Genomic DNA, 5,387 nt, shown 5'->3' on the forward strand with positions numbered 1-5,387 from the left:
GCGCCCGCCCGCCCCCGCCCCCCGCGCCCCCGCGGGGGCGCGGCGCGGGGGGCGGGGGGGGGGGGGGCGCGGGCGGGGGGGGGGGGCCATCGGCCGGAAACCGATGGCCGGACAGCGGTGGCCCGACAGCGGTGGGGCGCGCCGCGAGTCAGTGCGCCGCGGACTCCCAGTCGGCGCCCACACCGATCGAGACGTCCAGCGGGGCGCGCAGCTCGACCGCGCCCGCCATCTCGCGGCGCAGCAGCTCCTCCACCCGCTCCCGCTCGCCCGGGGCGATCTCCAGGACGATTTCGTCATGGACCTGGAGGAGCATCCGGGAGGTGAGACCGGCCTGTTCCATCGCCCGGTCGACCCTGAGCATCGCGACCTTCACGATGTCCGCGGCGGTGCCCTGGATGGGCGCGTTGAGCGCCATCCGCTCGGCCATCTCACGGCGCTGGCGGTTGTCGCTGTTCAGGTCGGGGAGGTAGCGGCGCCGGCCCAGCATCGTCTCCGTGTAGCCCGTGGCCCTGGCCTCCACGACCGCGCGGTGCAGATAGTCCCGTACGCCGCCGAACCGTTCGAAGAACGTGTCCATCAGGCCGCGCGCCTCGGCCGCCTCGATGTTGAGCTGCTGGGAGAGGCCGAACGCCGAGAGACCGTAGGCCAGTCCGTACGACATCGCCTTGATCTTGCGGCGCATCTCCGGGTCGACCGCGGACTTCTCCACCCCGAACACCTGGGAGGCGACCGTGGTGTGCAGGTCCTCGCCGGAGGTGAACGCCTCGATCAGGCCCGCGTCCTCGGAGAGGTGGGCCATCACCCGCAGCTCGATCTGGCTGTAGTCCGCCGTCATCAGCGACTCGTACCCCTCGCCGACGACGAAGCCGCGGCGGATCGCCCGGCCCTCGTCGGTACGGACCGGGATGTTCTGCAGGTTCGGGTCCGTGGAGGAGAGCCGGCCGGTGGCCGCCACCGTCTGGTTGAACGTGGTGTGGATCCGGCCGTCGGCGGCGATCGTCTTGATCAGCCCCTCGACCGTGACCCGCAGCTTCGCCTGCTCCCGGTGGCGCAGCATGATCACCGGCAGCTCGTGCTCGGTCTGGGCGGCGAGCCAGGCCAGCGCGTCGGCGTCCGTGGTGAAACCGGTCTTGGTCTTCTTGGTTCTGGGCAGGCCCAGCTCACCGAAGAGGACTTCCTGGAGCTGCTTGGGCGAGCCCAGGTTGAACTCGTGGCCGACGGCGGCGTGCGCCTCCTTGACGGCCTGCTGCACCGCGCCCGCGAACTGCTGCTCCATGGCCTCCAGATGCGCCCGGTCCGCCGCGATGCCGTGCCGCTCCAGCCGGGCCAGCAGCACGGAGGTGGGCAGCTCGACCTCGTCGAGCAGCTCGGTGGCGCCGACCTCGCCGAGACGCTCGGTGAACGCGCCGCCCAGGTCGAGGACCGCGCGGGCCTGCGCCATCAGCGCGTCGGCCTCCGCCTGTTCGTCCGTACCGAAGGCGAGCTGCCCGTCCGAGGCCGCGGGCGCCAGCTCACGGCCCAGATACTCGATCGCGAGGGCGTCCAGCGCGAAGGAACGGCGGCCCGGCTTCACCAGATAGGCGGCCAGAGCCGTGTCCATCGTGACGCCGCCGACCCGCCAGCCGTGCTCGGGCGCGACCCGCATCACGCCCTTCGCGTTGTGCATCACCTTGGGGCGGTCCGCCGCGTCCAGCCAGCCCGCGAAGGCCCGCTCGTCGGCCTCGTCGAGCTGCGTCGGGTCGAACCAGGCAGCCGCCCCGTCCGCCGCGGCGAGCGCGACCTCGGTGACACTGCCCGTGCCCAGCGCCCAGGTGTCCGCGGTGGCGACACCCAGCGGCTGCTCGCCGTGGGCCGCCAGCCACGGGGCCAGCTCACCGGAGCCCAGCACCGCGCCGTCCAGCTCCACCCCCGCCGCGGGCGCCGGAGCCTCGTCCTCCGCGGCCCCCGGGTCCACCGCGAGCAACCGCTCGCGCAGGCTCGGGTTACGGATCTCCAGCACGTCGAGAACGCCCAGGAGCGCCGCCCGGTCGTACGGCGCGCGCTCCAGCTCCTCCGGAGTCTTCGGCAGCTCGACATCACGGACCATCTCCGTGAGCCGGCGGTTGAGCTTCACCGACTCCAGGTGGTCGCGGAAGTTCTGCCCCGCCTTGCCCTTGACCTCGTCCGCACGCTCCACCAGCGCGTCGAACGAACCGAACTGGTTGATCCACTTGGCGGCCGTCTTCTCACCGACCCCCGGAATACCGGGAAGATTGTCGGACGGGTCGCCGCGCAGGGCCGCGAAATCCGGATACTGCGCCGGCGTCAGCCCGTACTTCTCCTGGACCTTCTCCGGAGTGAACCGCGTCAGCTCCGAGACACCCTTCGTCGGATACAGCACCGTCGTGTGCTCACCGATGAGCTGGAACGAGTCCCGGTCACCGGTGACGATCAGCACCTCGAAGCCCGCCGCCTCCGCCTGCGTCGCCAGCGTCGCGATGACGTCGTCCGCCTCGAAGCCGTCGATCGCGAACCGGTCCGCGCGCATCGCGTCCAGCAGCTCACCGATCAGCTCGACCTGCCCCTTGAACTCGTCGGGCGTCTTCGAACGGTTCGCCTTGTACTCGGGGAACTCCTCGGAACGCCACGTCTTGCGGGACACGTCGAACGCCACCGCGAAATGCGTCGGCGACTCGTCACGCAACGTGTTCGCCAGCATCGACGCGAAGCCGTAGATGGCGTTGGTCGGCTGCCCCGTCGCCGTCGTGAAATTCTCCGCGGGCAGCGCGAAGAACGCCCGGTACGCCAAGGAGTGCCCGTCCATGAGGAGCAGGCGTGGACGGTTGTCTGCGGTCTTCTTCGATGCTGTCTCAGCCACGGGTCCGATCCTGCCACGCCCCACTGACAATCCCGACCGGCCGCACCCGCCGCCCCGCCCTCCGGGCCCTCCCACCACGGTCGCCGACGGCCCGTGACAGGATCGGACCGTACGAAAAGCCCACGCCCGAGGGAGAGCGCGATGGCCAGCAAGCCGCCCACAGGTGATCCGGTCCAGGACGCGCCCCAGGTCGCGCCGCCCAAACACGCGGCGGCGGGACTCCCCGCCATCGCCCACACCCTCCGCATAGCCCAACAGCAGATGGGCGTACGGCGCACCGCGCAGACCCTCCTCAAGGTCAACCAGAAGAACGGCTTCGACTGCCCCGGCTGCGCCTGGCCCGAGGGCGACCACCGGCACACCGCGGAATTCTGCGAGAACGGCGCCAAGGCCGTCGCGGAAGAGGCCACCCTGCGCCGGGTCACCCCCGCGTTCTTCGCCGCCCACCCCGTCGCCGACCTCGCCACCCGCAGCGGCTACTGGCTGGGACAGCAGGGCCGGATCACCGAACCGATGCTCCTCGACCGGGACGCCGACGGCCGCTCGGCCGACCACTACACCCCGGTGACCTGGGAACGGGCCTTCGCGATCATCGCCGAAGAGCTGACCGCGCTCGGCTCCCCCGACGAAGCCCTCTTCTACACCTCGGGCCGCACCAGCAACGAAGCCGCCTTCCTGCTCCAGCTCTTCGCCCGCGAGTACGGCACGAACAACCTGCCCGACTGCTCCAACATGTGCCACGAGTCCTCCGGCTCCGCCCTCTCGGAGACCATCGGCATCGGCAAGGGCAGCGTCTCCCTCGAAGACATGCACCAGGCCGACCTGATCATCGTCGCCGGACAGAACCCGGGCACCAACCACCCCCGGATGCTCTCCGCCCTGGAGAAGGCCAAAGCCGCCGGCGCGAAGATCATCTCGGTGAACCCGCTGCCCGAGGCCGGCACCGAACGGTTCAAGAACCCGCAGACCCCCCAGGGCATGCTCAAGGGCGCCGCCCTCAACGACCTCTTCCTCCAGATCCGCATCGGCGGCGACCAGGCCCTCTTCCGCCTGCTCAACAAGCTGATCGTCGAGACCCCCGGCGCCGTCGACGAGGAGTTCGTCCGCGAACACACCCACGGGTACGAGGAGTTCACCACCGCCGCACGAGAAGCCGACTGGGACCAGACCCTCACCGCCACCGGCCTCACCCGTGCCGAGATCGAACAGGCCCTCGCCCTCGTCCTCGCCTCGAAGCGCACCATCGTCTGCTGGGCCATGGGCCTCACCCAGCACAAACACTCCGTGCCCACCATCCGCGAAGTCGTCAACTTCCTCCTGCTGCGCGGCAACATCGGCCGCCCCGGCGCCGGCGTCTGCCCCGTCCGCGGCCACTCCAACGTGCAGGGCGACCGCACCATGGGCATCTTCGAACGGCCCGCACCCGCCTTCCTCGACGCCCTCGACCGCGAGTTCGGCATCACCTCACCACGCCACCACGGCTACGACGTCGTACGGTCCATCGAGGCGCTCCGCGACGGCAAGGCCAAGGTCTTCTTCGCGATGGGCGGCAACTTCGTCGCCGCCACCCCCGACACCCTCGTCACCGAAGCCGCCATGCGCCGCGCGAGCCTCACCGTCCACGTCTCGACCAAACTCAACCGCTCCCACGTCGTCACCGGCGCCCGCGCGCTGATCCTGCCCACCCTCGGCCGCACCGACAAGGACATCCAGGCGGGCGGACGGCAGATCGTCACCGTCGAGGACTCCATGGGCATGGTCCACGCCTCCCGCGGCAACCTGCCGCCCGCCGGCCCCCACCTGCTCTCCGAACCGGCCATCGTCGCCCGCCTCGCCCGCGCCACCCTCGGCCCCGCCTCCCTCACCCCCTGGGAGGAGTTCGAGAAGGACTACGCCACCATCCGCGACCGGATAGCCCGCGTCGTCCCCGGCTTCGAGGACTTCAACGCCCGCGTCGCCCGCCCCGGCGGCTTCGCCCTCCCCCACGCCCCCCGCGACGAACGCCGCTTCCCCACCGCCACCGGCAAGGCCAACTTCACCGCCGCCCCCGTCGAGTACCCGAAACTCCCCGAAGGCCGGCTCCTCCTCCAGACCCTGCGCTCCCACGACCAGTACAACACCACGATCTACGGCCTCGACGACCGCTACCGCGGCATCAAGGGCGGCCGCAGGATCGTCCTGGTCAACCCCGAGGACGCCGCCGAACTCGGCCTGGCCGACGGCTCGTACACCGACCTCGTCAGCGAATGGACCGACGGCGTCGAACGCCGCGCCCCCGGCTTCCGCGTCGTCCACTACCCCACCGCCCGCGGCTGCGCCGCCGCGTACTACCCGGAGACCAATGTGCTGGTCCCCCTGGGCTCCACGGCCGACACGAGCAACACCCCGGCGAGCAAGTCCGTCGTCGTGCGCTTCGAGTAGGAGCCGCCCCGGCCGGGCGGCCCGGAGGGGGGCCCGGCGGGGGCGGGGCGGGCCCCCCCCGGCGCGCCCCCCCCCCCCCCCGGGCGCGACACACGGGTGGCGGACGGAG

Annotated in this window: 2 protein-coding genes; one reads left to right on the forward strand and one right to left on the reverse strand. The window is 71.5% G+C overall.

Features of this window, described 5'->3' with window-relative positions; all coding sequences use genetic code 11:
* Window positions 1–148: 148 nt before the first annotated feature.
* Entirely contained in the window at window positions 149–2,857 is a 2,709-nt protein-coding gene (gene polA, locus ACFXPK_RS27710) for a DNA polymerase I (protein ID WP_385079692.1), read from the reverse strand.
* 141 nt (window positions 2,858–2,998) lie between these two features.
* On the opposite strand from polA, the gene ACFXPK_RS27715 reads away from it, so the two are divergent.
* The gene (locus ACFXPK_RS27715; protein WP_385007257.1) at window positions 2,999–5,278 is read left to right on the forward strand and encodes an FdhF/YdeP family oxidoreductase; all 2,280 of its coding nucleotides are present in this window, start codon (window positions 2,999–3,001) and stop codon (window positions 5,276–5,278) included.
* The last annotated feature ends 109 nt before the right edge of the window (window positions 5,279–5,387 follow it).

The organism is Streptomyces sp. NPDC059142, from assembly GCF_042755665.1.
In the GTDB taxonomy this organism is placed as follows: Bacteria; Actinomycetota; Actinomycetes; order Streptomycetales; family Streptomycetaceae; genus Streptomyces.

Bases quoted from the DNA above. Each gene is read 5' to 3' on its own strand.
- ACFXPK_RS27715 (WP_385007257.1), top strand. From the start codon at position 2,999: ATGGCCAGCAAGCCGCCCACAGGTGATCCGGTCCAGGACGCGCCCCAG.